Source organism: Marinobacter bohaiensis (assembly GCF_003258515.1).
Taxonomy (GTDB): Bacteria; Pseudomonadota; Gammaproteobacteria; order Pseudomonadales; family Oleiphilaceae; genus Marinobacter_A; species Marinobacter_A bohaiensis.
Genome location: NZ_QGEH01000002.1, coordinates 297,309 through 316,695 on the forward strand (window position 1 = coordinate 297,309; position 19,387 = coordinate 316,695).

General features: G+C 63.0%; 16 protein-coding genes. 8 read left to right on the forward strand and 8 right to left on the reverse strand.

The window, feature by feature from the left end:
* Positions 1-36 precede the first annotated feature (36 nt).
* The 5 genes from DKK67_RS14050 (at position 37) to DKK67_RS14070 (ending at position 4,697) form a co-directional block, all read left to right on the forward strand.
* A complete protein-coding gene (locus DKK67_RS14050) occupies positions 37-1,188 on the forward strand; it encodes an ABC transporter substrate-binding protein (RefSeq protein ID WP_111497121.1) in 1,152 nt (383 codons plus the stop codon).
* 76 nt (positions 1,189-1,264) lie between these two features.
* Positions 1,265-2,137 (forward strand): branched-chain amino acid ABC transporter permease, encoded by an 873-nt coding sequence (locus tag DKK67_RS14055; RefSeq protein WP_111497122.1) that lies wholly within the window; start codon positions 1,265-1,267, stop codon positions 2,135-2,137.
* 1 nt (position 2,138) lies between these two features.
* Positions 2,139-3,185: a branched-chain amino acid ABC transporter permease gene (locus DKK67_RS14060; RefSeq protein ID WP_111497123.1), complete on the forward strand. Its 1,047-nt coding sequence runs from the start codon at positions 2,139-2,141 to the stop codon at positions 3,183-3,185.
* On the forward strand, positions 3,182-3,991 hold the full coding sequence (locus tag DKK67_RS14065) for an ABC transporter ATP-binding protein (protein ID WP_111497124.1): 810 nt from the start codon (positions 3,182-3,184) through the stop codon (positions 3,989-3,991). The genes DKK67_RS14060 and DKK67_RS14065 overlap by 4 nt, the downstream gene beginning before the upstream one ends.
* Entirely contained in the window at positions 3,978-4,697 is a 720-nt protein-coding gene (locus DKK67_RS14070) for an ABC transporter ATP-binding protein (protein ID WP_111497125.1), read from the forward strand. The genes DKK67_RS14065 and DKK67_RS14070 overlap by 14 nt, the downstream gene beginning before the upstream one ends.
* A 39-nt stretch (positions 4,698-4,736) precedes the next feature.
* On the opposite strand, the gene DKK67_RS14075 is transcribed toward DKK67_RS14070, so the two are convergent.
* The 4 genes from DKK67_RS14075 to DKK67_RS14090 form a co-directional block, all read right to left on the reverse strand.
* A complete protein-coding gene (locus DKK67_RS14075; protein ID WP_111497126.1) occupies positions 4,737-5,237 on the reverse strand; it encodes a MarR family winged helix-turn-helix transcriptional regulator in 501 nt (166 codons plus the stop codon).
* A 97-nt stretch (positions 5,238-5,334) separates the two neighbouring features.
* Positions 5,335-6,471, reverse strand: a complete 1,137-nt coding sequence (locus DKK67_RS14080) for a xanthine dehydrogenase family Fe-S subunit (RefSeq protein WP_111497127.1) — start codon at positions 6,469-6,471, stop codon at positions 5,335-5,337.
* Complete coding sequence (locus DKK67_RS14085) at positions 6,461-7,276, reverse strand: FAD binding domain-containing protein (RefSeq protein WP_111497128.1); 816 nt, start codon at positions 7,274-7,276, stop codon at positions 6,461-6,463. The genes DKK67_RS14080 and DKK67_RS14085 overlap by 11 nt, the downstream gene beginning before the upstream one ends.
* Positions 7,273-9,618 (reverse strand): xanthine dehydrogenase family protein molybdopterin-binding subunit, encoded by a 2,346-nt coding sequence (locus DKK67_RS14090; RefSeq protein ID WP_228160641.1) that lies wholly within the window; start codon positions 9,616-9,618, stop codon positions 7,273-7,275. The genes DKK67_RS14085 and DKK67_RS14090 overlap by 4 nt, the downstream gene beginning before the upstream one ends.
* A gap of 289 nt (positions 9,619-9,907) precedes the next feature.
* Here DKK67_RS14090 and DKK67_RS14095 point away from each other — a divergent pair, with 289 nt between their 5' ends.
* Complete coding sequence (locus tag DKK67_RS14095; RefSeq protein WP_111497130.1) at positions 9,908-11,170, forward strand: amidohydrolase/deacetylase family metallohydrolase; 1,263 nt, start codon at positions 9,908-9,910, stop codon at positions 11,168-11,170.
* Between the two features lie 3 nt (positions 11,171-11,173).
* Positions 11,174-12,160 (forward strand): XdhC family protein, encoded by a 987-nt coding sequence (locus tag DKK67_RS14100; protein WP_111497131.1) that lies wholly within the window; start codon positions 11,174-11,176, stop codon positions 12,158-12,160.
* On the opposite strand, the gene DKK67_RS14105 is transcribed toward DKK67_RS14100, so the two are convergent.
* Complete coding sequence (locus DKK67_RS14105) at positions 12,147-13,088, reverse strand: sterol desaturase family protein (protein WP_111497132.1); 942 nt, start codon at positions 13,086-13,088, stop codon at positions 12,147-12,149. The genes DKK67_RS14100 and DKK67_RS14105 overlap by 14 nt on opposite strands.
* A gap of 94 nt (positions 13,089-13,182) precedes the next feature.
* The gene (locus DKK67_RS14110; protein ID WP_111497133.1) at positions 13,183-14,490 is read right to left on the reverse strand and encodes an NAD(P)/FAD-dependent oxidoreductase; all 1,308 of its coding nucleotides are present in this window, start codon (positions 14,488-14,490) and stop codon (positions 13,183-13,185) included.
* A 311-nt stretch (positions 14,491-14,801) separates the two neighbouring features.
* On the opposite strand from DKK67_RS14110, the gene DKK67_RS14115 reads away from it, so the two are divergent.
* Positions 14,802-15,425, forward strand: a complete 624-nt coding sequence (locus DKK67_RS14115) for a YbhB/YbcL family Raf kinase inhibitor-like protein (protein ID WP_111497134.1) — start codon at positions 14,802-14,804, stop codon at positions 15,423-15,425.
* 49 nt (positions 15,426-15,474) lie between these two features.
* Here the strand turns inward: DKK67_RS14115 and DKK67_RS14120 are convergent, their stop codons facing one another.
* Positions 15,475-18,309, reverse strand: a complete 2,835-nt coding sequence (locus tag DKK67_RS14120) for a BACON domain-containing protein (protein WP_162628843.1) — start codon at positions 18,307-18,309, stop codon at positions 15,475-15,477.
* 311 nt (positions 18,310-18,620) lie between these two features.
* Positions 18,621-19,331, reverse strand: coding sequence for an amino acid ABC transporter ATP-binding protein (locus tag DKK67_RS14125; RefSeq protein WP_111497272.1), 711 nt, complete (start codon positions 19,329-19,331; stop codon positions 18,621-18,623).
* Between the last annotated feature and the right edge of the window lie 56 nt (positions 19,332-19,387).

Genomic DNA, 19,387 nt, shown 5'->3' on the forward strand with positions numbered 1-19,387 from the left:
CAACCAACGCATCGTAAAACACGAGAGGAACGACCCATGTTAAGTACAAAGCGCTTACTGGCCTCGCTGCTGGTCGGTACCCTGGCATCCACCTCAGCATTTGCGGCCGATCCCATCAAGATAGGGGTCTCACAGCCATTGACCGGTTCTGTGGCTGCATCGGGCAACTACGTAACGAACGGCGCGAAGATTGCGGCGGCCAAAATCAACGAAGACGGCGGTCTGCTGGGTCGCGAGGTGGAACTGATCATCGAGGACAATAAGTCCAACCCGCGAGAGGCGGTCAACGCCGCCGAGAAGCTGATCCTGCGGGATAAAGTGCCCGTCATCATGGGTGCCTGGAGTTCCACGTTCACCCTCGCCACCATGCCCAAACTGGAAGAGTACGGCGTGCCGATGGTGGTCGAGACCTCCTCATCGAGCAAGATCACCAAAGCGGGTAACCCCTGGGTGTTCCGGATCGCTCCCACATCCGAGATGGAGGCCCAGGCTTTCGCCAAGAAGCTGGCGACGTTCGATCCGCCGATCAGGAAGGTGGATTTCCTGTCCGTGAACAACGACTGGGGACTCGGCGCGTCCCAGGAGTTTGAGAAGATGTTCAAGGAACACGGTATCGAGATCGGTCGTAAGGAGACGGTCGCTCCCTCTGCTGTCGACCTGTCTGCTCAACTCTCGGCTTTGAAGGATACCGGCAGTGACACGCTGATCGTGACCTCCGGTGTCGAGCAACTCACCCTCGGTATCCGTCAGGCGGCGGAACAGCAACTGCCGCAGCGTATCGTCACCACGGGCGGGTCATTCCCTGAACCCCTGCTTGAATCGCCGGGTCCGGACGGCTACACCAGCACCCATCTTCTGTTCTTCTCCCCCTGGACAGCGGAAAGCGCGGTCTATCCCGAGGTGGCAGAAGGCTTCGTCAAAGCCTGGAATGACGCCGGCTATTCATTCCCGGGGCTGAGCGAGGGGTTCCGTGGCTATGACGGCATCATGACGATTGCCGCCGCCATCGAGGATGCCGGCACCGCCGAACCGGAGGCGATCCGTGATGCGCTCTGGGGCGTCGATGTGAAGGGCGTCAATGGCGACATCAGCTTCTTCAAGGACGGCCCGGAAGGCAAGGAAAGTGGCCAGAACGAGCCCAACGTCTACGTCGTCCAGCTCAAGGACGGCGAAGTTTCCGCTCAGTAAGCCGTAAAAACCATGCACGCGGGTCCGTTCAGCGGGCCCGTGTGTGACCGCCAGAACCATCTCCGGGAGCGGGCAAGTGGACGAAATCTTTCAACATATCGTCAATGCCATGGTGCTGGGCTCGACCTATGCGCTGCTGGGCATTGGCCTGACGATTATCTTCGGCATCATGCGCGTGGTGAATTTCGCCCATGGTGAGCTGTACACCCTGGGGGCCTATGTCGCGTACGGCATGGTGGCCCTCCTTAAACTGGACTTCTTTTCCTCCATCCTGGTCGCCGCCGCCGTCGGGATGCTGGTAGGCGCACTCATCGAGTTCGTTTTCCTGAGACGCAAGGACCTCAAGAACATCGATGAAGTGATGCTCATCATGATCGGCATCATGATTGTCATGCAGAACCTGGAACTGCTGGCCTGGGGAGGCGTCGCCAAGATCATTCCCACGCCCTTCTCACAGGATCCGATTTCGTTCGGTTCGATCTCGATTGCGCCCACACGCCTTTTCGTCTTCGGGGTGGCTGCAGTCCTCCTGTTTATTTTCTACCTGGGCATCGAACGAACCCGCTTCGGCCTGGCCATCCGTGCGACATTCCAGGACCAGGATGCGGCGCGCATCGTCGGCGTGAACGTCAAGCGGATCTACACCCTGACCTTTGCCCTTGGCTCCGCCATGGCCGCCGTAGCCGGCGCGCTGCTGGCGCCCATGTTCGTCGCCACCCCGATGATGGGCGACCTGGCGAGCCTGAAGGCGTTTGCCATCGTCATCCTCGGTGGACTGGGCAATCTCGGCGGTGCAGCGCTGGGCGGCTTCCTGCTGGCGTTTATCGAGGAGTTCGGGGCCAGCTACATTTCCAGCGCCTACCGTGACGCGTTCGGCTTCCTGGTCATCATTATCGTCATGCTGTTCCGCCCCCAGGGGCTGTTCTCGGTCAAGGAAAGGGTGGGCTGATATGAACTGGACCCTGTTTTTCGTCTTTGTGGTTGTGCTCGGTCTGCTGCCCGTGGTCTGGCCCGACCCTTACGTGCTGTCGGTCATGGGCTCGGCGGGGATCATGATCATCGCGGCCATCAGCCTCAACCTGCTGCTGGGTTACACCGGGCAGCTATCGCTGGGCCACGCGGCCTTCTTCGGTATCGGCGCCTACACCAGCGCATTGATGTCGCTCGGTTTCAGCGTCGACCTGGGCTTCGGCCTGACCTGGCAGGTGGACGCCAAACCTGTCTGGATCGCCTTCCTCACGGCAATTGTCGTCACCGGCTTTTTCGGCTGGCTGGTGGGCAAGCTGGCGTTCAAGGTTCGCGGTGCCTATTTCGTGGTCATCACCATCAGTTTCGCCCAGGTCATGCGGATGATTTCGCTGAACTGGACCGACCTGACCGAAGGTCCCATGGGCCTGATCTCGATTCCGGCACTGACACTCTGGGTGCCTGGGGAAGGCGTCATATCGCTCACCTCCAAGGCGGCCATCTACTGGCTGGTACTGGCCATCGGTATCCTGGCTTACCTGCTGGTCGCGATGCTGGTCAATTCCCGCCAGGGTCGCGCCATGATTGCCCTACGTGAGAACGAGACCCTGGCCACCTCGGTCGGCATTCCCGTGACCTATTTCCTGGCCCTGGCCACCATTATCTCCGCGGCAATTGCCGGTGCCGCTGGTGGCCTCTACTCGCACACGGTCCGTATCATCGATCCCGACGTCTTCCTGTTCATCTACACGGTCACCATGGTGATCATGGTGATTGCCGGCGGTAAAGGCACCCTGGGCGGCCCGGTGATCGGCGGCCTGATCTTTGGCCTGATGCCCGAACTGCTGCGGGGTGTCGTCGGGCCGGAAGTCCAGTGGGTGATCTATGGCGTCACGATGATCGCGATCCTGCTCTTCCTGCCGAGAGGCCTGGTGCCTGCCTTTTATGACTTCATCGCCTGGCTGCGCAAACCGGGCGCGGAACAGCCACGCAAGTCCAAATCATCACTGGTCCAGGGAGCGAACTCATGAACAGCACGACCGAAGCCGTCCAGCCGGGCCGCACCGTGCTGTCACTGGACGGTATTACCATGAAGATCGCCGGTCTGGTGGCACTGGACAACGTCACGTTCAGCATTCCGGCGGGCCAGATCGTCAGCCTGATCGGCCCCAACGGCGCCGGCAAGACCACCGCTTTCAATGTCATTTCCGGGTACATGCCGCCCACGGCCGGCAGCGTGCATCTGTTCGATGCCGATATCACCGGCCACTCGCCCCATAGCATTGCCTCCCGCGGACTGGTGCGCAGCTTCCAGCGAACCAGCGTGTTTGACGATCAAACGGTGTTCGACAACCTGCTGACCGCCTACCACCTGCAGGGCCGGACCTCACTGCTGCAATCGCTGCTCAGGCTAACGGCCTTCCGCAAGGAAGAAGCCGAACTGCGCACCAAGGTGGAGGGCATGCTGGATTTCCTCGACCTGCGCCATCGCGCCGATGAACGGGCAGGGTCACTGTCCTACGGCGAGCAGCGCATCCTCGGGGTTGGCATCGCCCTCGCCGCCAGTCCAAAGATCCTGCTGCTGGACGAGCCGGCGGCGGGACTGAATCCGTCCGAAACCGATGCCTTCAAGGCCATGATCCGACGTATCGGCGATTCCGGCGTGACGGTGCTTCTGGTGGAGCACGACATGCACATGGTGATGTCGATTTCGGACCATATCGTCGTACTCAATCAGGGCAGGGTCATTGCCGAAGGGGATCCGCAGGCGATCCAGACCAACCCGGATGTCATCGAAGCCTATCTGGGCTCGGGGGTGAAACATGCTCAAGCTTGAAAACGTAACGGTCTGCTACGGCGCCACCGTGGCGGTGGACAACGTATCCATGGACGTGAATGAAGGGGAGTTCGTGACCCTGATCGGCGCCAATGGCGCCGGCAAGTCCACCACGCTCCGGGCGATCAGTGGCCTTGAGCCCGTGCGCAGCGGCCGCATCCTGTTCGAGGGGGAACCGATCCAGAACGCCGCCCCGCAGGACATTATCCGCCTGGGCATCGCCCATTGCCCGGAAGGCCGGCGGGTCTTTCCCCAACTGACGGTTCGGGAAAACCTGGAGATGGGCGCCTTCCGGCGCTTCGACCGCCAGGGCATCAAAACCGACATCGACCGCATGCTGGGCATGTTCCCGCGCCTGGCCGAACGCATCCGCCAGTCCGCGGGGACGCTCTCCGGCGGCGAACAGCAAATGCTGGCTATCGCCCGGGCCTTGATGTCGCGGCCCCGCCTGGTGATGTTCGACGAGCCGTCCCTGGGTCTGGCGCCGAACTTCGTCGAGCAGGTCTTCAAACTGGTTTCGGAAATCTGCGAGGGCGGGACCACGGTCCTGATGGTCGAGCAGAATGCCTACGCCGCCCTGGAGCTGTGTGACCGGTCGTACCTGCTCAGTACCGGCGAAGTCATGCTCAGTGGGACCGCTGAAGAGATGCTGGCCAACCCGGATATCCGGCGGATCTACCTCGGAGGGGAAGCGGCCAGCGCCTGACACGAACGGCCCGCCACGCGGGCCCTTATTACCTTGGCCTCAAGGCAACTTCAGTGACGCCCGTCCATGATCGTTATTGGCGCTGACGATCTTGCTCATATAGCGGATAAAACGTTCGCGCTCCGCTTTGGTCAACGGCTCGATCGTGCGTTCGTGGGCGCGGCGGGCGCTATCCCCAACCTCGGCGAGCAGCGACTCTCCGGCAGGCGTCAGGCGGGCCAGTTGACGGCGGGCGTCTTCCGTACATTTGCGCCGCTCGATCCAGCCAGCCTTATCGAGTCTTCGCAGCACTTCCGTCGTCGTGGCGCGGTCGATACCGACCCGCTGACCCAGCCGTTTCTGATCCAGCTCGTCCCCCTGCAAAGCCGTCAGCACACTGTACTGGACCGGCGTTAGCCCATAGGCTTCGCACTCATCGTGGAACAACGCCACGTGAATCTGGTGAAGGCGGCGGATCAGGAAGCCGGGACGCTCCGCGAGAATACCGAGGCGATCCTCCGGCGCCATCTGCGATGCACTGGCCTTGGCTGTCTTTGGCATGGGCGGGACCTCTATTTCCTTGTCGAGCCGGATCTAACGGGCGGTCATTGTTACCTATACCGGCCCGCCAGTGCCAATTAGCAAGTGGATATCGCCGTTATAGCAGGCGTCTCAGCCATCGCCTTAAGGCCATCCAGGCCAGCTGGAAAAGCCCCAGGGATCGGGTCTCCAGAGGCGCCTCACCGGCCATGTGACGGTCAAAATTAGCCTGGAACTGTTCAATCAGCACACTAACGATTTCTTCCACCAGGCCGCCCCGACTGAACTGGGCCAGAGCCCCACTCATCTCGAAACTGATGGCGACCGTCATCTGGCATTGGGCCTCACCCGCCGCCTCCAGCTGAAACGACAGACTGCCCTTCGCTCTGGAGTTGGAACGGCTGTCCGAACCCTGGCCGTCCACCCGGCCTTGCCAGGTGTCATCGTCGAACGTCGCGGTCCCTTCACCCGCAATACGTGCAGCCACGGGGCCCAGCTTGACGTTGAAGAAACCGGCCAACGTACCGTCGTCGTCCAGACGGGTCAGCTCCGCGCCGGGCAAACAGGCGACGACGGAGGGCAGCTCGTCACGCAGGACGGTCCAGACGGATGCCGGCGGATGCGGCAGCTCGAACGTCGACTCAATGCGACGCCCATTACCGTCCACCTGACTACGGGTTGCGGCCCGGCCAGCGGCAGACGCGCCTTCCTCGACCGGTATGGCATCGAGATCACCGAGATCCAGCGTTTCCAGCGCCCCCAATGGGGCGACTTCGGGTTTCTCGTCCTGATAACCGGCAAGCACGCGCTGGATCGCCCGTACGATACCGACGTAGCCGGTGCACCGACATAGATTGCCGCTCAATTCATAGCGGATTCGCTCGTCGTCGATCGTCTGTCCGGCAAACCGGCGGACGATATCCTGGGCCGTAATCAACATGCCCGGGGTGCAAAAACCGCATTGCAACGCATGCTCTGCCGAAAAAGCCTCACGCAGACGAATCATCACCGAATCGTCGTCGTAGGCCTCGATCGTGCGGATGTTGCTGCCCTCGCAACCTACGGCCCACGCCAGGCAAGAGCGTACCGGACGCCCATCCCTGACCACCGTACAGGCCCCACAGATGCCCTGCTCACAGCCCACGTGGGTGCCGGTCAACAACAGATCCTCCCGCACGAAATCGGCGAGGTTACGCCGCGGCTCGACATCCAGGGGCACCGCCCGGTCGTTGATGGTCACGACTTTACTGTTCATGGGTCTGACTCCGCTTCAGCGCCTTGTTCATCACATGCAGGCGAACCGTGATATCCGCCTCCTCCATATCGGGGTACCGTTCGGCCAAGGCGCCGCGCCACGACGCCTGATCGAGCGCATCGCCGCCCGCCAGCAGCAAGGGCGCTCCCGGCAGCGCGCCGAAAACGACGCGTTGCCCATCCCCGGTCGCGGCACAAAACACCGCCGCCATGGCGTGGGCCAGCTCGCCGGTCTTGCGGCATAGCTTGAAGTAACCAAAGCGGCTATCGGCGGCCACATCCGGAACAAACACCGCGATCAGCAACTCGTCGGGTGATAACGCCGTCTGCATGGCGCCGGTCACGAAATCATCGAGGTACATGCGCCGCCGGGCACTTCCCCGCGATGAGGGTCGCTGGAGGATGACCTGTGCGCCCAGGGCCGTCAGCGTGGTGATCCAGTCCGCAGCCGGGTCGGCATGGGCGAGGCTGCCACCAATGGTGCCGCGACTGCGCACGGCTCGATAGGCAATGCCCCGCGCAATCCGCGGCAGGATACCGCCGGTGTTATCCGGCACGAGTCCGTCTTCAATCTCGGCGTGGGTCACTGCCGCGCCGATCAGGACGCCTCCGGTTATTCGTTGGCAGCCACGCAATTCCCGCAGGATGGCGACGTCCAGCAACGCGTCCGGCCGCGCCAGTCGTAGATTGAGCATGGGACCGAGGGACTGACCACCCGCGATGGGTCGCACCTCCCCGGCAGTCATCTTCTGGCAGGCATCGGCAAGATCATCTGCCCGGTGATAGTCAAACGCCTGGGGTTTCATAATGCGGCCTCCACGGGGCTGGCCTCTTCCTGGGGCGTAACAGAGGCCCGGGCAATCGCCCGCAGCAGACGCTGCGGTGTCACCGGCACCTCACAGACTTCCGCGCCGAGCGGACGAAGGGCGTCGTTGACCGCGTTGACGATGGCTGCGGGCGGACCAATCGCACCGCTTTCACCAATGCCCTTCTGACCGAACTCGGTATAGGGCGACGGGGTCTCCATGTGATCGATCTCCACAGCCGGTACTTCGGTCGCCCCCGGCAAGAGGTAATCCGCCAGCGTCGAGGCGAGAGGCTGGCCATTCCGATCAAACGGCATTTCCTCATACAGGGCGGTGCCGATGCCCTGGGCGATGCCGCCGTAGACCTGGCCATCCACGATCATCGGGTTGACCAGAACCCCGCCGTCCTCGACCACCACATAATCAAGAATCTCGGTGCTGCCAAGCTCCGGATCCACGGCGACCACGACCGCATGGCATGCGTAGCTGAAGGTGCCGCTGTCCCGGCCGGTCTTGTACCCCAGGGTGACTTCCAGTCCACCCGAATCGACGTTGTCGGGCAGGTGCTGCGGTTTGAGATACCAGGTACGCGCCACATCATGCAGGCTGACGGTCCCGTGACCCTGGGTGGTCGATACCACGCCGTCAGCGACCGTGACTGAGTCGACCGGCACATCCAGCAGGCGGGCTCCGATGTTGGCCACTCGCTCTGCCAGCGTTCGGCAGGCCCTGGCCACCGCACCGCCCGCCATAACCATGCAACGGGACCCCCAGGTGCCGGTGGAATACGGTGTCAAAGCCGTGTCACCGTGAATGACCCGGACACGGTCCGTGTCGATGCCGAGTATTTCCTCGGCCACCTGGGCCAATGTGGTTTCCAGGCCCTGGCCGTGGGAATGGATACCCACCCGCACCTCAAGGGCGCCATCAGGGGTCAGGCGCACGACAGCCTGCTCATGGCCGGGCACCATGGGAATGCCCCATCCGGCATAGACCGACGTACCGTGGGCGGATTGTTCGCAGAAGATGGCCATGCCGACACCGATCAGCCGACCGTCTTCCTCGGGCGTCTTCTGGCGCTCGCGCACCGCCTTGAGGTCGACGGCCTCCACCGCACGACGCAGGCATTCGGGGTAGTCGCCACTGTCGAAATGCTTACCGGTAATATTGTCGAACGGCATGGATTCCGGCCGGATCAGGCATTCCATACGCACATCTGAAGGCTCACGTCCCGCCGCCCTTGCCAGCGCATCCATGGTCAGTTCCATGGCAAAACAGACCCCGGTTCGGGCCACACCGCGGTATGGCAGGATCGGCGGTTTGTTGGTCGCCGTGGATGTGGTACTGCAACGGTAAGCCTTGAAATCGTAGGGCCCGGGCAGGATGCTGGCGACCTGGGCACCTTCCAGACAGGCAGAAAACGGGTAGGCGGAATACGCACCGGCGTCCACCACGGCTGTCGTGTCCAGGGCCAACAGGCGTCCCTGTTCGTCACCGTAGGCCGTGACGTGATAATGGTGCTCGCGGCAATTGGCGTTGGCCGTCAGCTGTTCGCGGCGATCCTCAAGCCAGCGGATCGGACGGCGCAGATGCATTGCCAGCCAGGCGGCGCAGACTTCCTCCGGCAACAGAATACCTTTGTAGCCGAAACCGCCGCCGACATCCGGGGCCACCACGCGAATCTGCTCGTGACTCAATCCCAGGCAATCGCACAGGCCCGTGCGGACGATATGAGGCATCTGGGTCGAGGTGTAGACCTGCAGCTGCTCCAGACGACTGTCCCAAAACGCCACCACGCCGCGCCCCTCCATCGGCGACATGCATTGACGTGCGGTACGGTACTTCCGCTCGATCTTGATGGCAGCCTCCCGCCGGACCGACTCGATATCCCCCTCCACCAGCGTGTGCTGGAATACATTGTCGCCCCAGTGGTCATGCACCAGCGGCGCCTCCGGCTTGAGGGCGTCGAGCATGTCGGACACCGCGGGCAGGGTTTCGATATCGAGATCGATGGCATCCACCAGGTCTTCGGCGGCGGCCCGGTTCGGGGCGACGCAGGCGGCGATCAATTCACCGACATAACGCACCTTGTCTCCGGCAAGGATCGGTTGCTCCGATGACTTGAAGCCGGGCAGGGCGGAGTCCGCGAGAATACCCTTAACACCCGCCAGGTCGCCCGCCGCGAAGACCCGATCGTCGGCGCCGGGTGGCTTGGACAACGACTTCAGTTTTCCGTGTGCCACCGGGCTACGCAGGAATGCCAGTTCAAGCATGCCGGGCATGGCTATGTCGCCCACATACTCGCCCCGCCCTCTCATATAGCGGTCGTCTTCCTTTCGCACCTTCCTGGCCCCGACACCGCGGGTTACCGGGATTCTGTCAGCTTGCTCGTCTTGCACCTTCCATCCCTCCGGAAAATGGCTTCCGCAATCAAAAAATTTCGTCTTCTAAAACGGCAACTTGCTGTAAATAGTAAAAATCAATCCAGTAAATTAATCAGTACACTGTGTATTTTTATGAAATCACTGTATAACATTAATCAGTGTACTGCATATTTTTTTGAGCCTATCGGCACCTGGGACGGTACAAGGCACGATCCATGCCTGCCGTCGGAGAAAGAGGAGAATGCTTATGCAAGGCAGACCCTACGATCTGCTGTTGAAAGGGGGTCGCGTCGTCGATCCTGCGCAACGCCTCGACCGCACACTGGACGTCGCCATCAAGGACGGGCGGATTGCGGCGCTTGAGACCGGCCTGGCACCGGAGCTGGCCAACGAGGTCATCGACGCTGACGGTAAGCTGGTCACCCCTGGCCTGATCGATACCCATGCCCATATCTTCGAGCACGTCACCGGTCGTTTCGGGCTCAATCCCGACAGCTGTGGCGTCCGTGCCGGCGTTTCCACGCTGGTCGATCAGGGCGGTCCCAGCCTGATGACCCTGCCTGCATTCCGCCACTATGTGGCAGAGCCTTCCGCCAGTCGCGTGCTGTGCTTCCTGTCCGCCTATCTAGTGGGCGGCCTTGAAGGGCACCACTACCCGCAACTCTATAGTCCCGAGGACGTCGACGTTAAGCGCACCATCGAGATCGGTCTCGCCAATCGCGACCTGGTCAAGGGCATCAAGGCGCATGCGGAGGTCGGCGGCAAGTCCCGCTGGGGCATGGAAGTGATCAAGCAGGCCCGGGACATCGCCCGGGGTATTGGCGTGCCGCTATATATCCACCTGGGCCAGCTTTGGCCGGAGGCGGGCAAGGGGATCGACGACCCCGATACGGTGATCGAAGAACTGGTTCCGATCATGCAGGAAGGCGATATTCTTGCCCATCCCTTTACCCGTCATCCGGGAGGGTTCATCTCCTGCAAGACCGGCGAACTGCATCCCATCATCCGCGAGGGGCTTGACCGTGGCTTGCGGGTCGATGTCGGCCATGGCTCCCATTTCAGTTTCGAGATGGCGCAGAAGGTGATCGAAGCCGGCATCCTGCCCAATACGCTGGGCGCCGACATGCACGGCTATAACACCGACGCCGGTCAGGTAAAGGCGACCAACCGGGAGTCCAACCCGTTCTTCGGCAAGACCCGGTTCTGCCTGACCCATGCCATGACGGAGCTGCTGGCCCTGGGCATGCCGCTGAAGGACGTGATCGCCACAGCCACCAGCAATGCCGCCGGAATGCTGGGGATCGACGACGAAGTCGGCAGCCTCACGGTCGGCAAGGTTGCGGATGTTGCGGTGTTGGAGCGGGAAACCGGACGTTTCACACTGTCGGACAACAGCGGCGTGACCGTGGCGGCAACGGAGGCGATTCGCCCGGTGTTCTCGCTGCGCGAAGGCATCCGCTTTGACGTCGATAGCCCCGTGGTCGTCGAGCCGATGGACCTCGCAAGCTGAGCCATGGACGATGCGTCGGTTCTGCAGGCTGCCCTGGCGTTCCACCGGCGGGATGGTGGCGTGGCCCTGGTAACCCTGATCAATCGCCAGGGTTCATCGCCCCGCCCGCTGGGCAGCCAGATGGCAGTATCGGCGGAGGGAGAATGTGTAGGCAGTCTCACCGGCACCGGTTGCGCGGAGCAACTGATCATCCATGAGGCGCAGGCCGCTCTGACTGCCGGAGAAAACCGGATCCTGCGCCTGGGTGAAGGATCTCCCTACATCGACATTCGCCTGCCCTGTGGCGCGGGCATCGACCTGCATATCGACACACAGATCGACGCTGACGTATTGGCTGAGCTAGTCAGGGCTCACGAAGCACGTCATCCCGCTGCGCTGGAAACCGATCGGGACAAGGGAATCCAGCGCTGCACAGCATGCCTTTCAGACAAACCACTCGCGTCACGCTCTTTCCGACGCTGGCTCTATCCCCCATTGCGTCTTGTGGTGATCGGCCAAGGCGACATTGCCATAGCCCTGAGCTGTATTGCTATCGCCAGTGGCTACGCCGTCGACATGATCTCACCGGATCAGGCCACGCTGCTGAGCGCCGGTGAAGCAGGGGCCCAAACGACCCGCTTGCCCACGGCCAATCTCTTCTGCGCGCCGATGCTCGATGCCTGGACTGCCGCCGTCACCCTTTTTCATGACCATGAATGGGAGCTGCCCATCCTCAATACCCTTCTCAACAGTCCCTGTTTTTATCTGGGCGCGCTGGGAAGTCGCAGTACCCATGCCCAGCGGCTGTCAGCCCTTCATGATTTGGGATGGATCAACGCCGGGCGGCGTCTGCATGGCCCCGTTGGCCTGGATATCGGGGCACAAACGCCAAATGAAATCGCCCTGTCTATTCTTGCTGAAATAACGCAGAGCTTCCGGGCAACGGAACGTCCACTGCTGGAAATCGGGCCAGATTTCGTGCTTAACACCCAAACCACTACGTGCTGGTAGGCCGTGCCGTTGGCCGGGTTTCAGGCGGCTGTTCCGTCTCTCTCCGCAGCAAGCGGTCTCCGGCATACTCCGGCGGCCCAAACAGCACCCGCCCGCGTTCCTTCAGCGTCAGCCCCGGCGCCACCAGATCCCGGAACATGTCCCGCCATTCGTGGAAGTTGAGCGTCACCGGGTTGTGGCTGTGGATCTGGCGCGGGATGCCGTAGTCCGGTCGGTCCGCGTCGTCCTCTTCCACGAAGGTGCCGAACAGGCGGTCCCAGATAATCAGGATGCCGCCGTAATTGCGGTCGATGTACTTCGGATTGCGGCCGTGATGGGCGCGGTGGTGGGACGGGGTGTTCAGGATCCATTCCAGCGGGCCCAGTTTGCCCACGGTCTGGGTGTGGATAAAAAACTGGTAGGCGAGGCTGATGGCCACGGCGAAGATCACCGTCTCCGGCGGAAAGCCGATGAAGACGATGGGCAGCCAGAACAGCCACATGCCGGTGATGGGGTAGGTCACGCTCTGGCGGAAGGCGGTGGAGAGGTTCAGTTTTTCCGACGAGTGATGCACCACGTGGGAACACCAGAACCAGCGGACGCGGTGGTGGGCGCGATGGAACCAGTAGTAGACGAAATCCTGCACCAGGAACAGCAGCGCCACCGACCAGGCGGTAAACGGAATCTCGAACAGGCGCACGTCGAACAGGGCGTTGTACACGACGATGGTGGCCAGGGCGGCGATCACGTCGCTGGCCTGGTAGAGACCGGCCAGGGTCATGTTGCTGAGCGTATCCGCCCAGGTGTAGCCCGCGCTGGGGTACTCCGTTCGATGCTGACGCAGATGCCGCCACTCGCCCGCCATGGCCAGGAAGAAGGCCGGCGCCAGGGCCAGGGTCACCAGGTGCGGGTCGAAGCCCAGCAGGTCGGTCAGGGGGGTCGGGGACATACGCGCTCCAGCTTATCGTTGTACTGGACCCAGTATGTCACCGGAGGGCGTCGGGACCGGTGACCGATCCCGACGTTTTCACTGGCCGATCACGTCAATGCAGCTTCAGGCGCGGATGCATGGCCCGGCTGATCTTGTCCATCAGCCAGATCACGCCGGTGCGCAGCGGGCCGTGCAGGGCCATCTGGTGCATGCGGTAGAGGGACACGTAGAACAGGCGCGCCACCTTGCCCTCAATGTACATGCTGCGTCCGGACAGGTTGCCCATCAGGTTGCCGACGGTGGTGTAGCGGCTGAAGTTGATCAGCGAACCATGATCGTTGTAGACGAACGGCACCGCCTCGTCGCCCTTGAGGCGATTCACCAGGGTCTTGAACAGGGTATCGGCCATCTGGTGCGCAGCCTGGGCGCGGGGCGGCACCGGCCGCTCGGAGTTGGGCTGCGGGCAGGCGGCGCAGTCGCCCAGGGCGAAGATGTTCTCGTCCTGCGTCGTCTGCAGGGTCTGCTCGGTAACCAGCTGGTTGCCACGGGTGGTTTCCAGGCCCAGCTCCGCCAGGAACGCCGGCGCCTTGATCCCCGCCGCCCAGATGGTCATGTCCGAAGGCAGTTCGGTGCCGTCCTTCATGACAATGCTCTGGGCACGTACTTCGCTGACCGGCTGGCCGGTGAGCACATCCACCTTCTGGCGCTCAAGCTCCTTGGTGGCCGCCACCGACAGGCGCGGCGGCAGGGCCGGCAGGATGCGATCGGCCGCTTCCACCAGTGAGATGCTGACGTCCTCCGGACGCAGGTGGTTCATGCCGTAGACCGGCAGCTCCCTCGACGCCAGACGCAGCTCGGCGGCCAGCTCCACGCCGGTGGCGCCGGCGCCGATGATGGTGATCGGCAGGGCGTGGTCCCGGCCCAGCTCGCCCTCATGGTTCTTGCGCAGGAAGGCGTTGAGCATCAGGTTATGGAAGCGCCGCGCCTGGTGCAGGCTGTCCAGGAACATGCAGTTCTCCTGGGCGCCAGGGGTGCCGAAATCGTTGGCGGTGCTGCCCACGGCGATCACCAGGGTGTCGTAGGGGATGTGGCGTTCGGGGACGACTTCCTCGCCGTCCTCATCGTGGAACGGGTTGATGACGATCTGCCGCTTGTCGCGATCCAGGCCGCCCATTTCCCCGAGCTGGAATTCGTAATGGTGCTTGCGGGCGTGGGCCCGATAGTTGATCTCGTTGGTGCTGGCGTCGAGGGAGCCGGACGCAACCTCGTGCAGCAGCGGTTTCCAGACGTGGGTCAGCCCGGCGTCCACCAGGGTAATGCGGGCTTTCTGGCGCTTGCCGAGTTTGTCGCCAAGACGGGTGGCCAGTTCGAGGCCGCCGGCGCCACCGCCGACCACCACGATGTGGTGCAGTTTTTCCATGCTGATTTCCCGATAAGAAAAGACAGCCAAAAGCTCCACAAAGCCCTTGGCTGTCTTCACTCCCAGGCGGGTCGTCATCGTAGCGGTGGGAGGGCGTACGGCTCAATGCGACTTCCGGGTGTGATGATACGGCACTGCGACGCATGCACCAAGGCCCGTTGCTGATCTGCATCGGTATTCATGCCGCCGCCAGCGGGACTGGACACAGGGAAAAACAGCCTGTTACAACGTAGAAGACACCCGAGAGGGCACGATGGCTGTCGCTGGACACGGGCGCCACCGTTGCCAACATCCCCCAGAAGGAGCTAACCGTGAAACTTCAAGTGAAAGGTATCAGCGAGGGTCAGCCGGTTCCCGAGACCTTTGCATTCGGTGTCTACAGCGAGGCCGATCATATGAGCTTCGGCCCCAACCGCAACCCCGAAATGGCGTGGTCCGACGCACCGGAAGGTACCAAGAGCTTCGTCATCATGATGTTTGATCCGGACGTGCCCAGCGTCGCCGATGACGTCAATCAGGAAGGCCGGACCGTTTCCAGTGACATCCCCCGCGTCGACTTCTTCCACTGGCTGCTGGTGGATGTGCCGGCCGACACCTCCCTGATCCCGGAAGGCGCCGACAGCGACGGCGTGATCCCCAAGGGCAAGAAAGGCGGCCCCGGCCCCATCGGCGTCCGAGGTGTGAACACCTACACCCACTTCCTGGCCGGCAATCCGGACATGGCCGGCACCTACGCCGGTTACGACGGCCCCTGCCCGCCGTGGAACGACGAGATCGTGCACCGCTACCACTACGAAGTCCACGCGCTGGACGTCGAGTCGCTGGGCCTGGACGGCGAGTTCGAGGGCGACGCCGTGCGCGAAGCCATGAAAGGCCACGTGCTGGCCAGTGCCCGGGTGACCGGCACCTACACCCTGAACCCGGATCTGCGCTGATCCGGCAGGCTACAGGCGATCCGGCCCCGCGGCCGGATCGCCAAATCCGTCAGGGTCCGGCCACGAATCCGGCCGTCACCACGACGATCTCATCCCCTACGTCCACTTCCGCCGTAATCTGGTGACTGCCGCTCAGCTGGCTGAAATCGTAGGGCAAGGCCGGCCGGCTGCCACCGGTGTCCGTTCCCGCGAAATCCCAGGGCGCACGGCCCTCGATCTTGATCGGCGATCCCAGTCGCTCCGGGTCGTCCAGAAAGAAACGCACGCCCTCGATCCCCGACACATCCGGCACGAACACGTAGGCCGTTCCTGACAGGGTCTGGCCCGCCAGGAGCACGGCGTTGTCACGGTTCGACAGCTGGCTGACCTGCAGCTCATAGGGGTTGGCCACGTCAAACGCCAGGTTCACCGCGATCACCACATCCGACTGACCCGCTGCCCTGATCGTGACCTGACCCTGGTAGTTGCCCGGGCCCAGGTCGCTGGCATCGACGCCAAGGGCCAGGACCTGGGGCGTGCTTCCAGCGGCCGGGTCGACGTTCAACCAGGCCGCGTTGCTGGTGGCGGTGTATTCCAGCTGCGAACCATCGGTCATCACCAGGTCCACCAGCGCCTCAGCCGTCACGTCCGGCGAGCGGAGGGTTAAGGCGAAGTCTTCGGGCGTTGCCGACAGTTGCGGCTCAAAGTTGCCCACGCTGAAACCCGCGCTCGTCAGCACGCTGTCCCCGTCCTGAGTGATGACCTGCGCCGTGATCGAATGCGCGCCGTCCGCCACCGTCGCCGTGTCGAATGGCCGCGCCAGGTTATTGGTTTCGGTACCGGCAAAATCGAAGGGAGCCTGATTCTCCGTCTGCCGTGCACTCCCGGAGGCCGTCGGATTATCCAGATAGAAGCGCACCTGCCGGACGTCGGTTGGCGGGGTCAGGAACACGTAACGCCAGCCATTCAGGGCGGCGCCTTCCAGGGATACCGGTGTACTCCGGTCCGGCTGCGCCGATACCAGCAGCGTGTAGCCTGCTGGCCCGACGCGGGCATGCACCGGCACGGGCAGGATCTCGCCGTCTTCATACCGGATTGGGATCTGGGCCAGTTGCGTACCGGACGGAAGCGAATCGCCGGCCACCGACACGGTCAGTGTCGCCGGGGTGGTCCCGCTCCCGGGGCTGACCGTCAACCAGTCCGGCGTGGTTCCGATGACGAACGCCAGCGCCTCACCGGTGGACGACAACTGCAGCGTCTGGCTGGCGCTTTCGCCAGGCTCGAGTTCAAACACGAGCGAATCGGGATCGACCGTGAACTCGGCGCCGCAGCCGTTCGTCGTATAACGGAACTGGTCCTGCAGGATGGCCGGTTCGCCCGTGCCGGTCACTGCCCAGGTTTGCACCACCAGCTCGCCGCTGGCCCGCACCCGCAGGCGGGCGAAATGATGCGCCGTGTTGTCGCGGATGGCCGTCCAGTAGGGCGGCTGGGCGGATCGCCAGGGCGAGAAACCACCGGAAATGTTGCTCAGCTTGCCGCCCGGGCTGACCTTGATCCAGGTCACACCGTCGTCCGGCTCATAGCAGGTCCGCGAGTTGGACGTCGGCGTGTTGCTGGCCGGCACATCCGTCAGGGGCAAGGTTCGTTCGAAGGACTGGTCGTGAGACGTCAGCGCCAGGGTGACGCCGTGCGCCTCGAAAATCGGGCCGAGTTGCGCCCGCAGCGTCGTTGCAGCGGGATGGTTGGCACCGTCGGAAAACGGCGCGGCGTGGAAGAACGGAATCAGCCAGCGCTGGCCGGCCGCCCGGGCCGCCGCCAGATCCGCATCCAGCCACGCCAGGGCCTCCGCCGGCAGGCTGGAAAACTCGTCCACCCCGAACACGGACACAAAGTGCGCCTCCCCCGCATCGAAACTGTACATGCGCCGGCCGTTCCAGCCCTCAGGCGTGGGGAAGTGAGCGGCCCAGGGCGCAAACCCTTCGCCCAGCAGCACCTCATGGTTGCCGTAACTGGGCATCGCCGGTGAAAACTCGAGCAGCGGCTGCATCTGCTCGAACCAGGCGCCAATGCTGCGCTCCAGCGTGCCGTACCGCTTATCGGTGTCGAAATAGGCGTAGTCGCCGCCCAACAGCACCAGATCCGGCATCAACGCCGCCATTTCCAGGATCACTTGCTCGGTGCCGGTCGCCAGGCCATCGTCACGCCCCACCAGGCCGGTGTCCGCCACATAGAGCACATCGAAATCCTGCGGCCCCGCGCCGGGCAGCGTGGCGGAACTGTAGACGGCGCTCATCACGCCGCCCCCCAGACTGACGCGCAGCTCGTAGCGGGTAGCCGGTGACAGGCCGTCGAGTTCCGCCTCCAGCAGGGCGCCGTTGTCTGTATTGGCAACGACATCGGCGGGCACCGACTGCCACTGCGCCGCGCCGGGTACACGGAACTGAGCCTCGGCCTCAGCGGGAGCCACCGGCAGTTGCCAGGCCACGGTCAGGCTGGTCGCCGGATCGCCCCGCCAGCCGGTGTGGAACTGGGGCGCCGGATCCCCTTCCTCAGGCTGGTTGGCGGCATTGTCGACCACAAACTGGGCGCGGACGATTGCTGACGTGCTGCCGCCGATACGGACGTCAGCGGCAATGGTGTGAGAACCGTTGGCGAGCCCCAGCGTATCGAACGGCAGGCTCTGGTCGTCCGGCGTGGTACCGGCAAAATCCCACGGCGGGTTGTTCTCGACCTGGACCTCGACGCCATCCAGCCGGAAACGCACCTGGTCCGGACCGGCGTCCTGATCGAGGAAAATATAGACGGTGCCGTTGAGCGTCAGCCCATCGAGTGGCGTCGCCCCGGATCGATCGGCGGCATCGGCGACCATGACCTGATAACCCCGGGCCGGAATCGCTACCGCCATCAGAAGCAGAAGTATAAGAACCGGATTGAAAATAAACGGAAAACGGAATCGAGATACCCTGACCATAGGAGACCCCCGTGTTGATCGCTGTCCAAACGACTGACACGCCATCCGGAAGCCTCACGGAAAAGCCGGAATACCTCACACACGCTATTCGGGAAGGGGGCCTTGTACGCCCTCTCGACAGAGCTGCCGGGGCCACTAGGACATGGGCAGCGCACCCACTTTCAGTATCGTTCCTACCTTTCAGTATCGTTCCTACATAGGATCCTGTCACCGCCCTCGCGAGCGCGAAGGCGGTGACAGCCGCATTAATGATGCAGGATCTGCTTCAGGAACTGCTGGGTCCGCGCTTCCTGCGGGTTGTTGAAGAACGACTGCGGCGGCGCGGATTCGACGATCTCGCCGCCGTCCATGAAGATCACCCGGTCCGCCACGGTCTTGGCAAAGCCCATCTCGTGGGTGACGCAGAGCATGGTCATGCCGCTACTGGCCAGTTCGATCATGGTGTCGAGCACCTCCTTGATCATCTCCGGATCCAGCGCCGACGTGGGTTCGTCGAACAGCATGATCTTGGGCTTCATGCACAGCGCCCGGGCGATGGCCACCCGCTGCTGCTGACCGCCGGAGAGCTGGCCCGGGTACTTGTGGGCCTGGTCCGGGATCTTGACGCGGCGCAGGTATTCCATGGCCGTTTCCTCGGCTTCCTTGCGCGGCGTCTTGCGCACCCAGATGGGCGCCACGCAGCAGTTCTCCAGCACGGTCATGTGCGGGAACAGGTTGAAGTGCTGGAACACCATGCCCACTTCCCGGCGCACGTTGTCGATCTGGCGGATGTCGTCGGTCAGCTCCACGCCGTCCACCACGATTTTGCCCTGCTGGTGTTCCTCCAGCCGGTTGATGCAGCGGATAAAGGTGGACTTGCCCGACCCGGACGGGCCGCAGATGACGATGCGCTCGCCCTGGGCCACTTCCAGGTTGAGGTCCTTGAGCACGTGGAAGCTGCCGTACCACTTGTGCATGCCTTCCACGCGGATAATGGTCTGTTCGCTCTTGGCGGAACCCACCACCGACTGAT